Origin of the sequence: Salinispora pacifica CNR114 (genome assembly GCF_000514775.1) — a bacterium.
GTDB lineage: Bacteria > Actinomycetota > Actinomycetes > Mycobacteriales > Micromonosporaceae > Micromonospora > Micromonospora pacifica.
In genome coordinates, this window is sequence record NZ_AZWO01000012.1 from 119,634 (window position 1) to 134,130 (window position 14,497).

Here is a 14,497-nt window from a genome sequence, read left to right on the forward strand (position 1 = left end):
CCTCAGCCCCCGATCACGATGACGGCGACGAGGAGGTCCTGCAGCAGCACCGCCGGCAGCAGCACCAGCCAGCCCACCTCCATGAACATGTCCGGACGCAGCGCGGGCACTCGCCGGCGCAGCCACACCAACCCCGCCAGTAGCACCGTGGCCTTCACCAGCACCCAGGCCCAGGCGGGCAGCAGCGGCCCGCCCCCACCACCGAGGAACATCGGTACGGCGAAGGCGGCACCTGCCGCCAGCAGCGCGTACCGCCCGGCCAGAAACAACAGCCGATCCACACCGGAGAGCTCCGCCGTCACCCCACCCGCCACGTCGCGACCGAGCGCCGGCGAGAAGGGCCCCCACACCGCGATCGCCACCACGCCGAGGCAGTAGACGACAAAGGCCACCGGCATCCACACCACAAACCACAACCCCTGCTGCGCGGCGGCGACCTCCCCGACCCGCAGACTGGACGCCGCAACCGCCGGCGCCACCAACGCGAACATCAACGGCAACTCGTACGCCAGCCCGTGCGCGAGGAACCGGTACCCGCCGATCATCGCGTACGCGGAGTTGGCGCCCCACCCGGTCAGCCAGACGAACGCCCAGGCCAGGACATCGAGTGCGTTTACCCACACCACCCCGACAGCCAGGTCGAACAGGGTCCACCGCCCGAGCGGCACCACTGTGACGATCATCAGCGCCATCCCGAGCAACCCGGCCCCGCCGACCCGCCACAGCAGGCGGTCCGCGGCGACGGTGGTTCGCCGGCGCTGCCGCAGCAACCGCGCCACCTCACCCACCGGCCGCCCCATCCTGGACCGGGCACCGGCGGCCCGGCCGGCCAGGGCGCCGTCGAGGAGCGCCGCGGCGACCACGAGCGTCCCCAGCAGCCCCGCCGCGACCGGCGCCCAGCCACCGGAGACGGCTACCGGTGTTTCAGCCATCGGTAACCACACCCAGCGCAGCAATGTCGAGGCTGGCCACGATGAGCCGGGCGGTGGCCAGGTCCCACCCGGACACCACGCGGGCGACCGCCGCGGGCGGGGTGACCGGCACGCCGACCGCAACGCCGACGGGACCACCGACCGCGACGCCGACGGGACCACCGGCCGCGAGGGCAGCCCGGTCGAGCATGCCGTTGAGTCGATCCCACACATCGCCGGTGAGATCCGGGGCGAGCCCCAAGCGGGCCAGTTCGTCGGGCGGCAGTGGCCCCACCCGCCGCAGCGACCAGTGCAGCAGCCGTGAGCGGCGCACCCGGCGCCGTAGCCGCGCCAACTCCGTGGTCGCCGCCGGCCGTTCACCGACCAGGAGCCGATCGCGGACAACGCGGGCCCGCTGGGCCGCGTCCTGCCAGCCCGCCAGGGCCAGCAGCCGAGCCGCGTTGTCGCAGCGTTGGGCAGCGAGCTCTGCGGCGTCTGCCGGCCTGACCTCGCCGGATGAATCACCACCGACCACCTGCGCACCGCCGGCAGGCCCGTGCCCAGCGTCAACGACACCCGCCTGCGCCTCGGCGATGAGGTCGCCGTGCAGATGGGCGTGGAGGACCAGGCCGGCTGGCCAGTCCGGCAGCACCGGGCCGAGTCGCACGTGCAACACGTCCATCTCCAGCCCGTCGCGATCCTCGCTGCCGTGTGCCAGGGCGATGTCGCCGTCCGGGGCGTCGTCGGGCCCACGCCCGTCGCGGGCGGTGCTGTCCCTCCGCTGGCGGGGCGTGTCCCGCAGGGTTGCCTCCGCCTGGTCCAGGGCGGCGGCCACCAGCTCCGGCCCAGTGACGTCGATCCGGGCTCGCGGCCCGGGCAGTTGCTCCCACAGGCGCGCCACCACCAGCGCCAGCTCCGGTCCGGGCGCCCCACACACCGCCAGAATGTCGGCGTCCGCCGGTGACACCGCCAGCCGCCACCCCCGGACGCCCGCGAGCCGCTCAACGGCGACCCGGGTCAGCCAGTACCCGGGCACCTCGATGAGCAGCAGGTGGGCGTGCCGGAGGGCGAGCCCCGCCAGCGCACTGCTCACACCCATCGCAGCGCGCCTTCCCGCCAGGCCCACACCACCGCGACGAGCACACCCGCCAGGAAGACGAACATCTCCACCACGGCGGTGACACCCAGGTCGGCGACGACGACCGCCCACGGGTACATGAAGAGCATCTCCACGTCGAACGCCAGGAACAACACCGTCACCAGGTACCAACGGACGTGGTACCGAGACAGGGCGTGCTCCGTTGGGGGCCAGCCGGACTGGAAGGGCGAGACCAGCAGCGGCCGACGAGCGATCGCCAGCGCACGATGCGCCAGGTAGCAGCCCGCCACGACCACTACGGCGACCAGCGCCATACCCGCCGCCCCTGCGTACATCACGCCTCACCCCGCCCTGCCCCACCCGCGAGGGCGCGCTATCACATTAGGAACCGAACGGGACTTTCCACCCGGATGGCGGGCCTCCTCACCCGTTTGAGGTTCATCCCCGGCGCCGCCCCCGCAATCTCTCGACGCCCGGACGGGGCACCGCCGCCGCCACAGCCAGCGGTAGCGAACCCGACACCGGATCCGGTAGACATAGTCCATGATGAATGGAATTGATCGCCGGACCTTACTCCGGGTGGCCGGTGCATCCGCTGGCACCGCCGCCCTCGCCAGTGCCACCGTCGCCAGCGGCAATCCCGCGCAGGCCGCCGGCGGCGCCTTCCGGCACGGCGTCGCCTCCGGTGACCCCCTCCCCAACGGAGTCCTACTCTGGACCCGCCTGACCCCGACCGAGGAGGCCCAGCCCGGCTCCGGGCTCGGCCCCGAGGCGCAGGTGTCCTGGCAGATCTCCGCCGACCCAGACTTCACCACGCTGCTGGCACAGGGGACGATCCCCACCGGGCCCGCGCGGGACCACACCGTTCGCGTCGAGGCAACCGGGCTCGAGCCAGCCACCACGTACTGGTACCGCTTCGGCTACGACGGCGGCTGGTCTCCGACCGGGCGAACGATGACGGCACCGGACCTGGACGCCGAGATCGATCGCCTGCGACTGGGAGTAGTCTCCTGCTCGAACTGGGAGGGCGGCTATTTCGCGGCCTACCGGTACCTGGCCGAGCGGGGCGACCTGAACCTCATCGTGCACCTCGGCGACTACCTCTACGAGTACGGCACCGGAGAGCTCGGCACCGGGGGCGAGGTCATCCGTCCGGTCAGCCCACCGCACGAGACACTCACCCTGACCGACTACCGCATCCGGCACGCCACCTACAAGACCGACCCAGACCTGCAGTCCCTGCACGCCGCGCTGCCGTGGGCGATCACCTGGGACGACCACGAGGTCGCCAACAACTCGTGGTCCGGCGGCGCGGAGAACCACACCCCGGGCGATGAGGGTGACTACGCGGCCCGGTTGGCCGCGGCGCGGCAGGCATACCTGGAATGGATGCCCGTACGCGCGGGAGTGGACGGCGCCATCTACCGCCGACTCCGCTTCGGGCGCCTGGCTGATCTCTCCATGCTGGACCTGCGGACGTACCGGTCAGAGCAGGACTGGGGCGAGGTCGACGACGCCGACCGGACAATCACCGGCGAAGACCAGATGACCTGGCTGAAGAGCGGTCTGGCCGCCTCCGACGCGCGATGGAAGCTGGTCGGTAGCTCGGTGATGATCTCTCGCCTCGATGTCGGCACGCTGCCCGCCTGGCTCCTCGGCCCGCTGGGCGAACTGCTGGGCGTGCCACAGAACGGCTTGGTGCTGAACGCCGACCAGTGGGACGGCTACAACGCCGACCGCAACGAACTGGTCGACCACCTCCGCGCCACCGGTACCCGCGACGTCGTCTTCCTCACCGGGGATATCCACACCTCGTGGGCCAACGAACTGACGACGAAGGCCACCGGCCCCTGGTCGCCGGCCGCCGCCGAATTCGTGGTGCCATCGGTGACCACCGACAACGTGGACGACTTCCTGCGACTACGGCCCAACAACGCCATCAGCAAGCTCGGCGCGAGCCTGATCCGCGCGACGAATCCACACGTGCGCTGGACCGAACTGGACGGACACGGCTACGGCGTGTTGGAGGTGACGCGGGCCTCGTGCCGAATGGACTGGTACCACCTGGCGGACCGGACCAAGCCGACCACATCCAGCCAGTGGGTCGCCGGCTGGTCGGTCGGCGCCGGGTCGGCGAAGCTACGCGAGGAGCATTCACCCTTAACCTGACCCGCAATCCCACCAGGCACCGAACGGTGTTACCTGATCGAAACATAACGCCACTAGCACCCTCCAACACCTTCATGTCACATTGACGTTCGTCACTGGATTGTCTCCCACCCACCACCGTCAGGTCCGAACTCTGGGCCGCCTGGATCGAAAGAGACCCCCATGAGACGCTTCGTCCGCACCGCCATCGTCGCCGCCCTGGTGGCGACGGTGGCACTGGTCGCCCCGTCGGCCGCGCAGGCCGCAGACCGCAATCCCGTCCTCTTCGTCCATGGTCTGAGCAGTTCCGCCAGCACCTGGAACGCCTGGATCAACAAGTTCAAGGCGGACGGCTACCAGGCCTCCGAGCTGTACACCTGGTCCTACGACTGGAAACAGTCCAACGCGACCACCGGCTCGAAGCTCATCACCAAGGTGCAGGAGGTGCTCGACGCGAGCGGCGCCACGAAGGTTGATATCGTCGCCCACTCGATGGGAGCACTGAGCTCCCGCTGGTACCTCAAGAACGGCGGCGGGACCGCCACCGTGGACGACTTCGTCTCCGTGGCCGGGGTAAACCACGGCACCGACGTCTCCTTGTTCTGCTTCTTCTACATCTCGTGCCGGGAGATGATTCGAGGCAGTAGCTTCCTCGACTCCCTGAACTCCGGTGACGAAACCCCCGGAAACGTAAACTACGCCACCCTGTGGTCGACGTGTGACGCACTGATCAACCCCGACAGTTCGGCGAAGCTCGACGGTGCGGTGAACACCTCCGTGGGCTGCAAGGGGCACACCGACATGAATGACGACTCCAGTAACTACACCAAGGTCCGAGACTTCATCGCCTGACCGGCACGGCACCACCGTCCAGTTCGTACGTCCGAAAGCCGTCACACGGCAGCCCGACGCCGAAACTTCCCCGGCTATCGCGCTCCGCAACCGATCAGGGGCGGGTACTCAGGCCACCGAGACCCGCTCCTGACCGCTTTCCGCCCCCGGCCGAAGGGACCCGCGGTGCTCGGGGCAGTGCCGGCACCAGCAGTCGGTTAGGGTCCCGGCATGCTTACGAGGAACGTTGATCCCACGGTAGGTCTGGTGCAGGTACGCACGGACAGTGAACGCGCGGTGCTCGAATCCTTCCTCGACTTCCACCGCGGCGTGGCGCTGCGCAAGCTGCGTGGACTCTCCGAAACCGATGCCGCCCGCCGCCTGGTGCCGTCCACCACCACGGTCGCCGGCCTGGTTAAACACCTCACGCTCGTCGAGCGAAACTGGTTCTCCGCGCTACTCGACCCCCGTGCCGGGGAGGTCGTGCTGGCCACCGCGGAGAGCGCGCTGGCCAGCTTCACCCTGACCGACGAGGACACCGTCGAGCGGCTTGCGACGGCCTACGAGGCAGAGTGCGTCCGGTCCCGAACGGTTGCCGCCCGGTTCGACCTCGATCATGTGGTGCCGCAGCCGCAGCCGCAGCTCGGCGAGGTCTCACTCCGCTGGATCCTGGTGCACATGATCCAGGAGACAGCCCGGCACGCCGGCCACGCGGACATCCTTCGCGAGCTGACCGACGGGTCAACCGGCGCTTTCTGACCGCAGCCCGGCTGCCGGGCTCGGCTGCGCCGTTGTCCGCGCCCGATCCGCCGCCAAACGGTTCGCCGCCCGGTCGACGCGGTAGCAGGGGTTAGCCATCGACAGTGCCGTGTCGCATCATGGACGGCATGCTGCGGATGCCGTACGCCCTGTTGTGGGACTTCGGTGGTGTCCTCGCGGACGCTCCGCGACAGTCACCGGCACCGGCAGCAGTGGTCCGCCGACTGTTCACCCTGGTGAACGGCGCAGTCTCCACCGAGCGGATCGCCAACGACCTGGCCAGAGGCACCCGCTCCTACGCCGCCTGGCGCGACGAGGTCGGCCGGGGTGGCGAGCCGACGGAGCTACCACACACCCGGGTCTGGGCGGACTTCGTCACCCACACCTGGCCGCAGCCCGCCCGCGAGGCCGTCGAACGGGAGGCCACATCGCTGGCGTACGCCTGGACCTGGCGGGCCGAGTGGCAGGTCCGCCCCGGCATCCCCGAAGCACTACAGGCCGCTGCCGAGGCGGGCCTACCGATGGCCGTGGTCAGCAACGCCCTCTGCGGCGCCGCACACCGGGACTTCCTCGCCACCGCTGGCCTGTCCGAGCGCTTCACCGCCGAGTTCTACAGCGACGAAGCCGGGCCCCGCAAGCCCAACCCCCGCCTCGCCCACCTCGCCGCCGACGCCCTAGGCGTACCGATCCGGGGCTGCTGGTTCATCGGCGACAGCGTGCACCGGGACATCGTGTGCGCCCGCCGTGCCGGTACCGGCGCGGCCATCCTGATGCGCTCGCCCCGCACCGACCGAGAACCCCCACATCCCGACATACGGCCGGACGCTCGGGTCGAGGATGGCAACGAGCTACTCGCCCTGCTGCGCCGAAGCAGCACCGCCGCGGACATCTGACGAGGCCCGGCCGCCGTACGCCTCATCGCCGGTCTCTCCGGTGACCGAGCAGGTGGGCGAGTTGTTCGGTCGGGGACGAGGTCCGTACCCCGACAACGGACGCGTCATGATTCCGCGAAGCCGGTCCGGGATGACCGCACCAACCATGCCTGACCGTCTCTACGGCTGTTGGTCAGCGCGCCCGCGACACCGGAGCGTCCGCGCACTCCGTGCCCAGCACCCGCCACATCCGCTGGTAACGACACTTCAGCTCAGGCAGGAGTGATTAATAGTCCACCGAATGACAGGGCGTCAGATCCTAATTGGCAGGACCGGCGGGCAGCACAGTTCAATGGGCACTACTTCCACTCCGAAAAGGGGGTGACCAAATCAGTCTCATTCAGTCGTCGGAGGAAACTCGGAGTCAAGAGCAGTGCGGCCGGCATCGGTGACCATCACATTTAACAAGATCTTCGCTCCCGACTTCTCTACAACGAACCCCCGCCCAACCAGGTACGTGGTGATATCAATGTGTACCCGAGACATGGGACGAATCCCCAAGGACTTGAGCGCGGGCACCACTGAGACACAGCCATCCTTGCCTGAATCACCCTCGACAAGCTTGAGCAATACCGAAAAACTCAGGGCGTGTAGCCGACGAGGAGGAATCTGGGGAGAATTCTCGACCATCGCCCGAATCCGCTTACCCCTCCACCTCCCCGCAAGTAACACGGCCGCCAGAAAAACGGCCCCGATCAGACATCCGAGCGCGCCAGCCAGGTCCACCTCCACATGGTACTGATGACGCCCAGCGCGCGGTGCGGTCGAGCGCGCGGGTGCGCCGACGCGACGTCAAGCCCGGTTCCTTCTCGGGCCGTGCACCGGAGGAGATCTTCCGGCTGCGCCACGCAGACGAGGTGGTACTCCGGGAGCAATTCTGGTTCATGCGGGTGGGCGAGACCGTCGACAACATCAGCGCGTACGCCGGTCTCGAAATTCGTGGCCGCCGTCGAGGCGGCAGCCGATCTGCTGACCGTCGATACCATCCACGCCGGCAAGCAAGCCGCGACGCTCTACCCGCGTCAAGACTGACGCCGCATCCAGGACCGACAGCACGTCCAGCGTCACCACAAGCCGCCCACCGTCACCCGCGTCACTGCCGCCGGCGTCACACCCAGCTTCCACACCGTCGACATCGCCCATGCCCGGTACCACATCTCGGCGCCGCTACACACCGCCCTGCCGTTCATCGCCTTCGCCCGCTCTCACGCCAACGGCGACGCCAGGGTGACGTTCACAGACCACCCCGACCTCGCGGCCGCCGCACAATCTCACCGACGCCCAAGCCCTCACCGCCGAGCAACTACAAACCCAGCTCGCAAAGGTCGACCTAAGCGCCCTCAACCGACACGAACACTGTCAAATCAACTACTGGAGACCGGCCACCGTCGACGAACCGCTGCTCAACTTCTGGGACTGCACACCAGTTGCCGGAGGCTGACACACTGATGGCCGTCCAGCCGGACTGCCAGGAATCAGGCAGTAGCAATCCGTAGCGCGTCAAAGACCGGGCACACGCTGCAACCATATGTCGGGCGCGAGGACGCACCGGACAAGATCAGTTTTGACAGTGACGTTGCCTGGCAGTCATGATCGCCTTCCCTTGAATAGAGCTCGTTATGCCGCAGTCATCCTTCGCGCCCCCACCGGGCTCGAAACGTTGATCTTCCCGGTCGAGGTGAACGAGATACCCTTGTTGATCTCCAGAACCATGGGTAAAGAACCCACCCCGCGACCGCAAGGGTAGTCACACCATTGCTCTCCGTCTTACCAGGTCGCGCTCCCGTCGTCCCACTGCCGAGCAGCGCTCCGCAGGGACCGTGGGGCGCGAGGCGGCACTGTCGGACCCGGCCGTGGCGGCGGTGCGTGGTCCCGATGCCTGAAACGCCAGCACCTTCCCCGACCGGACCTCACCCGCCTGATCGTTTGACCGGGCAAGAGGCCGGTTTCACCCCCGTCGCCAGCGTCCGGAGAACCGGCACTCTCTTCCCTTCTCCCGAGGATTCCGAAGTCTCCGATCGAGGGGAAAACTGCCCGAAACAGGGATGGCCTTCAACCGCGGCACCGCGGCACCGCGACACCGCGCGCCACCGGCCGCCCAACTGCCTTCATCTCGACAGATTCCAAGAGTGAAAGATTGCAATAAACCCAGACGTCTACTAGGATACGCGGGCACCACCGGTAGTTGACGTAGTTTCAACTGCGAGGCGAACTTGGGGTAGCCTCTTGCCGGATTTGAGCTCGGTACGGAGGCGGGACGATGACTAGCGGCATGACTGTTGCGGACGTGCAGGCAAGGACATACAAGGAACGCGATTCTTGGTGGACCGTCTTCCTTGTCGATCCGCTCGCGTCACGGCTGGTCTGGCTCGTCGCCCGCTATCCCTGGGTGACCCCCAACCGGCTCTCCATCGCCGCACTCATACTCGGGTTCGGCTCCGCAGCGGCCTTCGCCGCAGCGACACCGGGGTGGCTGATCCTGGGCGCGGTGCTCTTCCACCTGAGCTTCGTCATCGACTGCATGGACGGCAAGGTAGCCCGCCTCAACGGCACCGGCAGCCTGTTCGGGGCCTGGCTGGACTACATCCTTGACCGCGTCCGCGTTCTGATCTGCACCATCGCGCTGATGGGCGGGCAGTACGCGCGAACCGACGACGTGACCTTCCTGGTCGTCGGTGGCGCGATCGTCTTCCTGGACATGTTCCGCTACCTCAACGCCCTCCAGTTGTCGAAGGTCAAGCGCAAGATGCGCCGGACCCTGCGCAAGCGGATCAAGGCCTCGCCGGACCAGACGAGCGTGACCACGCCGGATTACGAAGAGGCCGACCTGGAAGGCGTCGAGCCCAGCGTGGCCGCTGTCATGCAACGCCCTGAGCTGGTGATGGAGCGAGAATTCCGTTCGCGCTTCACCGGTTTCACCCGCCTCCGCGACCTACTCATCCGCTCCCGAGTACGGGCGCACGTATTCAGCGGCATCGAGTTCCACATGGCGGTCTTCATCATCGGCCCACTCACCGGGGCGGTGCTCGCCGTGTCCATCGGGGCCGGGGCGCTGCTGCTGGTGTTCGAGTTCGCGCTCATCTTCAAGCTCTGGCTGTCGACCAGGTCGTACGCGCACTACGACAGCTCCCTCGCCGCCGAGGCCGAGGCCGCCGGAATCGGGGAAGGACACGACGAGCCGGCGACGGCAGTGCTGGAAGCCGAGGAGGTCGCCCTGAGCGGCGCGCGGCAAGGCGCCGACACCACCCGCTAGCCTGTGACGCCCGGGGGGCTATCCGACTTTCGTCGGATAGCCCCCCGTCGTTTCGGCCAGTCCTCGCGGATTCCGTCGGCGGCATGGGCGGTCTCGAATCGAAAAGCACAAACAGGTTGATGATCCACGCTGTGCCATCGAACTGGTCGAGCGGCTCCCGGTCCGGCATGGCGTCGGCCATTCTGCGGGGGACGCTGATCTCCCAGGCACCAGAAAGACATCCGCAACTTCCTGGCCATGGTCAACCCCACGACGAGGCGCGTCGAAGACAACGACCTATCCCGGTGGCGTCCCGGGGTGATCACACTCGCACAGCCAAACGTTAAGGCCCCGACCGGAATTGCTGGTCAGGGCCTTATTGATGTGGAGCTGAGGGGATTTGAACCCCTGACCCCCTCGATGCGAACGAGGTGCGCTACCGGTCTGCGCCACAGCCCCTCCGCCGGTGTACCGGCGTAGGTCCCACTCGGCGTTCACCGAGCGGGCCGGCGCTAAGGCTAACAGGTCGCTGGCCGCCCGGCGAATTGCCCCCGACGCGGCGAAGGGGTGCGCCGCGAACCAAGCGGGTGGAACGCCCGGTTCCGGCCGGGTGTGCGCTCCGAGGTCAAGCCGGGTGGGCACCGCGGCCGGACTGGTACGGGCGCCCGCGTAGGCCGCCGGCCCGCCGGTAGGAGACGGTCCCGCCGTTCGCCGCCGCCGGCAGGTCCGCCGGCCGGTCCAGACCCATCGCGGTACGGCGTACCGACTCCCGTTGGGCCGCCAGGCGGCGCTGTGCCTCACGCCGGGCCGCGGCCCGGCGTGCCTGCTCGCGCCGCACCTCGGCTTGACGGGCGGCCAGCCAGGCTGCCTCGCGGGCCTGGGCCCGTCGGCGGCGCTGGTCCGCGAGGGCACGGGAGCGCAGGTGGGCGACGTAGGCCAGGAGCAGGGCGGCGGTGACCGCGAAGCTGATCCAGAATCCGGGGCCGACGAACAGCACCCCGACCAGTTCGACGGCGTTGAGCAAGAACAGCGCGGCAAGCACTCGCCGCCGGCGGTAGATGGCTGGGGGGCCCGGGCGGCGGCGCGGCTGGGGTCGGCGTGGGTGGGCGCCCGGGCGCCCGCCGAGCCGGCGCTGCCGTTTGGGGTTGGCCGGGACCGCGCGCAGCTGGTCCGACCGACGGGACTCTGGTGCCGATTCGGCACCGCCGGTAGCGGAGCCCCCATTTTCGCTTAACGTAACCGAAAGGGAACGTGGCGGATTTATCGGTCGGCGACCTGGGACAGTGCGGCGTCGTCGACGGCGCTGGAGCACCCGCGCCGTCGACTTCGCCCGCTCCGCCACCAGCCGCTCGGTCGCGTCGTACCGGCGGACCAGGGCCGGCGCCAGGGCGAGCAGGCCGGCGGCGGCGAGGACGGCGAGGAGCACCGAGGTCGGCACCCGCACCCCTCCCGTTCACCGAATTTCGGGCAAGCACAGGCCAACACCGGACGATCTTTCACGTTTCGGCCTGAAGCCGAAGATCCTACGGGCGGCTGCAAATGCCGTAGCTTGCAGTTACCTGAGGTTACGGGCGGAGGCACCGGATGCCGGCACGCCGCGCCGATCGTCTCGGCCGGGACCCGTTCAGCCGGTCGTTGCCCGTAGCCGGTACCAACGGGCCAGCAGGCCCCCCTCGGCCGCCACGTCCTCGCTGGTCAGGGCATACCCGATGTGGTCACGCCAGGCGCCGTCGATGTGCATGTAGCGCACGTGGTACGCCTCCTCGCGAAAGCCCAGCTTCTCCATCACCCGACGCGACGGCTGATTCTCCGGGCGGATGCTGATCTCGACCCGGTGCAGCCCGCCCGGCCCGAAGGCGTGGTCCACCGCCAGGGCAAGCGCGGTAGGGATGATGCCTCGCCCGGCCACCCGGGAATCCACCCAGTAGCCGACAGAGCCCGAGCAGAACGCCTGGCGCACGATGCTGCCGACATTCAGATGCCCGACCAGGCGTTCCCGTCCTCCCTCGCGGAGACAGACCACAAACGGCATGCTCTCGCCGATCCGGGCCGAGCGGCGCTGCTCCCGATACACCCAGCGAAAGGCGTCGGGTGAGTTCAGGTCCGCCCAGGCACCTGGGAGCGACGCCTCCCAGGGAGCAAGCCACGCCTCGTTGGCGCGGCGCACCTCAGACCAGGCCACGGCGTCGGAACGCCGGTAGGGCCGCACCAACACCGGACCATCCACCAACACGGCGGGCCAGCCCGGCGGACGTCGTCCCAGAAGGCTCACCGGCCGATCCTCCGCCCTCGGCGCCGGCCGGGGCAAGCACCCTCACCGACGTCGGTCCAGCAGCAACACGTCCACGGTGGAACCCGCCGCGGCGGTGGTCACCCGCTCACCGAGCACCAGCAACCCGTTCGCCTCGGCCAGCCCGGAAAGGGCCAGTGGGCCGCCCCGCAACGGCTGGACGGTGTAGCCGCCGCCACGCCGTTCCGCGACCTGCGCCGGTCGAAACTCACGCAACCCCGCTGGCGACGATATCGTCTCCAGTAGATGTCCCCGAACACCGGGGCGAAAAACCGGCTCCGCCCCGGCCAACATATTGATCACCGGTCGGGCCAGCACCTCGAAACCGATCAGCGCCGCCCCCGGGTCACCTGGCAGGCAGACCACCGGTACCTCCTCGGGGCCGACCGTACCGAACCCGAGGGCGGTGCCGGGGTAGAGCGCCACCTCGGTGAAGGCCACCGATCCGGTCCGGCTCCCCTCCCGACGGGAGAGAATCCGCCGGACCATGTCGCCCGGCCCGGTGCCGGTACCACCGGTGGTGATGATCAGGTCGGCGCGCAGGGTCTGGTCCTCCAGCAAGCCACGTAGCCCCTCCGGGTCGTCGTCGCAGATGCCCACCCGGTACGCGAGAGCGCCGGCCTCAGCCGCCGCCGCGGTCAACGCGTGCGAGTTCACATCCACCACCTGGCCGGGTTGGCTGCCCCGCCCCACCTCGACGAGTTCGTCACCGGTGGCCACGACCACCACGCGCGGGCTGGGCCGGACCACCACATGGCCGATTCCGGTAGCGGCGAGCACCGCGACCAGCGCCGGCGAGACATAGGTACCGACCCGGGCGAGCAACGTGCCGGCCGGGAGTTCCTCGCCGGCCTTGCGGACGCTGTACCCCCGCTTCGGCACCCGGTAGATCTCCACCGATGCCATTCCCTGGTCGGTCCACTCGACCGGAACCACCACGTCCGCACCGATCGGCAGCGGCGCCCCGGCGGCCACCGAGAAGCAGGTCCCCGGGGTGAGCCGGACCGGACGCCAACTAGCGGCACCCAGGTCACCGACGACGTTGAGCTGCACGACCCGCCCGCCGGGCGAGCCGGCCTGGGCCGGTAGGGACACGATGCCCCGGCCACCGGCGACGATGTCCTCCCAGCACGCCGCGTACCCGTCCACGGCCGCCTGGTCGAAGGCGGGGACGGAGTGTGTCGCGACGACATCCTCAGCGAGGACGTTTCCGTACGCCTGGGTGAGGTCGAGGTCGAGTGGCGGCAGTGCGCGTAACCTGCGCAGCACACTGCCCAGGTAGTCGGCGAGCGGCGTCAACTCGTTCACGGCCGCCTCGGCGTCGGCCGTCCCCGTCATGTACGCGGACCACCCGAGGAGCCCGCGTTGACGAAGTCGGCGAGCCACTTACGGAACTCTGCGCCAAGGTCGTCGCGTTCCGCGGCGATCTGCACGACGGTCTGGAGATAGCCCAACGGCATGCCCGTGTCGTACCGGGTGCCCCGGTAGACGATGGCGTGCACCGGCACCCCCTCGGTGCGCAGGCGTTCCATCGCATCGGTCAGTTGGATCTCGCCACCGCTACCCGGATCGGTACGGCGGATCGCGTCGAAGATTCGGCCAGGAAGAACGTAGCGGCCCAACACGGCGAGATTGCTGGGGGCTTCCTCCGGCTCCGGCTTCTCCACCATGCCGGTCACCCGAACCACGTCGCCGATGTCGGCGAACTCCGCCTCGGCTGGAGCCACCGAGGCGATGCCGTAACGGGTGGTCTGGTCGGGGTCGACCTCGAAGAAGGCCAGCACGACCCCGCCCGTCCGGGCCTGCAGCTCCAACATGGCCGGCAGCAGCGGCTCGGTCGGCTTCACGAACTCGTCCCCGAGCAGCACCGCGAAGGGCTGGTCCCCGATGTGGGACTCGGCGTAGCCGACGGCGTGGCCGAGCCCGAGCTGATCCGGCTGCCGGCAGGTGTAGATGGCGGCCAGGTCCTCGGTCCGTTTGACCGCGGCCAGCAACTCGGGCTTCTTCGCGAGCCGCTCTTCCAGGTCGGGGCGGCGGTCGAAGTGATCGACCATGGAGGTCTTGCCTCGCCCGGTGATCAGCAGGACGTCGGTGATCCCGGCCTGGGTGGCCTCCTCGACGATGTACTGCAACACCGGCCGGTCAACCACGGGGAGCAACTCCTTGGGCACCGCTTTGGTGGCGGGCAGGAAGCGGGTGGCGAGCCCGGCGGCCGGAATGACCGCCTTGACCGCGCGGGGACCGCCGGTCCCGGTGGCCGTCGATGGAGGTTTCGCTGCGTGCTCCGACATGCCG

At 68.9% G+C, this 14,497-nt stretch carries 14 protein-coding genes and 1 tRNA gene; 5 read left to right on the plus strand and 10 right to left on the minus strand.

All coding sequences use genetic code 11. The annotated features are described in order from the left end of the window. Positions 1-2 precede the first annotated feature (2 nt). The 3 genes from B118_RS0109095 to B118_RS0109105 are packed head-to-tail and all read right to left on the minus strand — an operon-like array spanning position 3 to position 2,324. Positions 3-932: an NADH-quinone oxidoreductase subunit H gene (locus tag B118_RS0109095; RefSeq protein ID WP_028192668.1), complete on the minus strand. Its 930-nt coding sequence runs from the start codon at positions 930-932 to the stop codon at positions 3-5. Beyond that, positions 925-2,010: a hypothetical protein gene (locus tag B118_RS0109100; protein WP_028192669.1), complete on the minus strand. Its 1,086-nt coding sequence runs from the start codon at positions 2,008-2,010 to the stop codon at positions 925-927. The genes B118_RS0109095 and B118_RS0109100 overlap by 8 nt, the downstream gene beginning before the upstream one ends. Beyond that, complete coding sequence (locus tag B118_RS0109105; RefSeq protein ID WP_018221238.1) at positions 2,001-2,324, minus strand: NADH-quinone oxidoreductase subunit A; 324 nt, start codon at positions 2,322-2,324, stop codon at positions 2,001-2,003. The genes B118_RS0109100 and B118_RS0109105 overlap by 10 nt, the downstream gene beginning before the upstream one ends. Positions 2,325-2,553: 229 nt before the next feature. On the opposite strand from B118_RS0109105, the gene B118_RS0109110 reads away from it, so the two are divergent. The 4 genes from B118_RS0109110 to B118_RS0109125 all read left to right on the plus strand — a co-directional run bounded on the left by B118_RS0109110 (position 2,554) and on the right by B118_RS0109125 (position 6,641). After that, entirely contained in the window at positions 2,554-4,179 is a 1,626-nt protein-coding gene (locus B118_RS0109110) for an alkaline phosphatase D family protein (RefSeq protein ID WP_028192670.1), read from the plus strand. A gap of 162 nt (positions 4,180-4,341) precedes the next feature. Beyond that, complete coding sequence (locus B118_RS0109115; protein WP_018221240.1) at positions 4,342-5,010, plus strand: esterase/lipase family protein; 669 nt, start codon at positions 4,342-4,344, stop codon at positions 5,008-5,010. Positions 5,011-5,220: 210 nt separating this feature from the next. After that, positions 5,221-5,748, plus strand: a complete 528-nt coding sequence (locus tag B118_RS0109120; RefSeq protein ID WP_043541126.1) for a DinB family protein — start codon at positions 5,221-5,223, stop codon at positions 5,746-5,748. Between the two features lie 119 nt (positions 5,749-5,867). After that, positions 5,868-6,641, plus strand: coding sequence for an HAD family hydrolase (locus B118_RS0109125; protein WP_028192672.1), 774 nt, complete (start codon positions 5,868-5,870; stop codon positions 6,639-6,641). Positions 6,642-7,016: 375 nt separating this feature from the next. Here B118_RS0109125 and B118_RS31630 read toward each other — a convergent pair whose 3' ends face one another. Together B118_RS31630 and B118_RS31635 are read right to left on the minus strand one after the other, a co-directional pair. Then, positions 7,017-7,406 (minus strand): hypothetical protein, encoded by a 390-nt coding sequence (locus B118_RS31630; RefSeq protein ID WP_155256542.1) that lies wholly within the window; start codon positions 7,404-7,406, stop codon positions 7,017-7,019. Between the two features lie 186 nt (positions 7,407-7,592). Then, positions 7,593-7,823 (minus strand): hypothetical protein, encoded by a 231-nt coding sequence (locus tag B118_RS31635; RefSeq protein WP_155256543.1) that lies wholly within the window; start codon positions 7,821-7,823, stop codon positions 7,593-7,595. A 1,129-nt stretch (positions 7,824-8,952) separates the two neighbouring features. On the opposite strand from B118_RS31635, the gene B118_RS0109135 reads away from it, so the two are divergent. After that, positions 8,953-9,933, plus strand: coding sequence for a CDP-alcohol phosphatidyltransferase family protein (locus tag B118_RS0109135; protein WP_018811441.1), 981 nt, complete (start codon positions 8,953-8,955; stop codon positions 9,931-9,933). A 364-nt stretch (positions 9,934-10,297) separates the two neighbouring features. Here B118_RS0109135 and B118_RS0109140 read toward each other — a convergent pair. From B118_RS0109140 to B118_RS0109160, 5 genes are all read right to left on the minus strand, one after another. Continuing rightward, positions 10,298-10,371: transfer RNA gene (locus B118_RS0109140), tRNA-Ala, on the minus strand. Positions 10,372-10,537: 166 nt separating this feature from the next. Next, entirely contained in the window at positions 10,538-11,356 is an 819-nt protein-coding gene (gene sepX, locus B118_RS0109145; protein WP_028192674.1) for a divisome protein SepX/GlpR, read from the minus strand. A 180-nt stretch (positions 11,357-11,536) separates the two neighbouring features. After that, the gene (locus B118_RS0109150) at positions 11,537-12,184 is read right to left on the minus strand and encodes a GNAT family N-acetyltransferase (protein WP_026185439.1); all 648 of its coding nucleotides are present in this window, start codon (positions 12,182-12,184) and stop codon (positions 11,537-11,539) included. Positions 12,185-12,226: 42 nt separating this feature from the next. Continuing rightward, a complete protein-coding gene (locus B118_RS0109155) occupies positions 12,227-13,540 on the minus strand; it encodes a molybdopterin molybdotransferase MoeA (protein WP_018811443.1) in 1,314 nt (437 codons plus the stop codon). Continuing rightward, the gene (locus tag B118_RS0109160) at positions 13,537-14,493 is read right to left on the minus strand and encodes a UTP--glucose-1-phosphate uridylyltransferase (RefSeq protein WP_018818157.1); all 957 of its coding nucleotides are present in this window, start codon (positions 14,491-14,493) and stop codon (positions 13,537-13,539) included. Before B118_RS0109160 ends, B118_RS0109155 begins: the two co-directional genes overlap by 4 nt. Positions 14,494-14,497 lie beyond the last annotated feature (4 nt).

Excerpts from the sequence above, each read along its gene's own strand:
- B118_RS0109155 (WP_018811443.1), bottom strand. The coding sequence starts at position 13,540 with ATGACGGGGACGGCCGACGCCGAGGCGGCCGTGAACGAGTTGACGCCG.
- B118_RS0109110 (WP_028192670.1), top strand. The coding sequence starts at position 2,554 with ATGATGAATGGAATTGATCGCCGGACCTTACTCCGGGTGGCCGGTGCA.
- B118_RS0109105 (WP_018221238.1), bottom strand. The coding sequence starts at position 2,324 with ATGGCGCTGGTCGCCGTAGTGGTCGTGGCGGGCTGCTACCTGGCGCAT.
- B118_RS0109120 (WP_043541126.1), top strand. The coding sequence starts at position 5,221 with ATGCTTACGAGGAACGTTGATCCCACGGTAGGTCTGGTGCAGGTACGC.
- B118_RS0109160 (WP_018818157.1), bottom strand. The coding sequence starts at position 14,493 with ATGTCGGAGCACGCAGCGAAACCTCCATCGACGGCCACCGGGACCGGC.
- B118_RS0109135 (WP_018811441.1), top strand. The coding sequence starts at position 8,953 with ATGACTGTTGCGGACGTGCAGGCAAGGACATACAAGGAACGCGATTCT.
- B118_RS0109095 (WP_028192668.1), bottom strand. The coding sequence starts at position 932 with ATGGCTGAAACACCGGTAGCCGTCTCCGGTGGCTGGGCGCCGGTCGCG.
- B118_RS0109115 (WP_018221240.1), top strand. The coding sequence starts at position 4,342 with ATGAGACGCTTCGTCCGCACCGCCATCGTCGCCGCCCTGGTGGCGACG.
- B118_RS0109100 (WP_028192669.1), bottom strand. The coding sequence starts at position 2,010 with ATGGGTGTGAGCAGTGCGCTGGCGGGGCTCGCCCTCCGGCACGCCCAC.
- B118_RS0109125 (WP_028192672.1), top strand. The coding sequence starts at position 5,868 with ATGGACGGCATGCTGCGGATGCCGTACGCCCTGTTGTGGGACTTCGGT.
- B118_RS31635 (WP_155256543.1), bottom strand. The coding sequence starts at position 7,823 with ATGGGCGATGTCGACGGTGTGGAAGCTGGGTGTGACGCCGGCGGCAGT.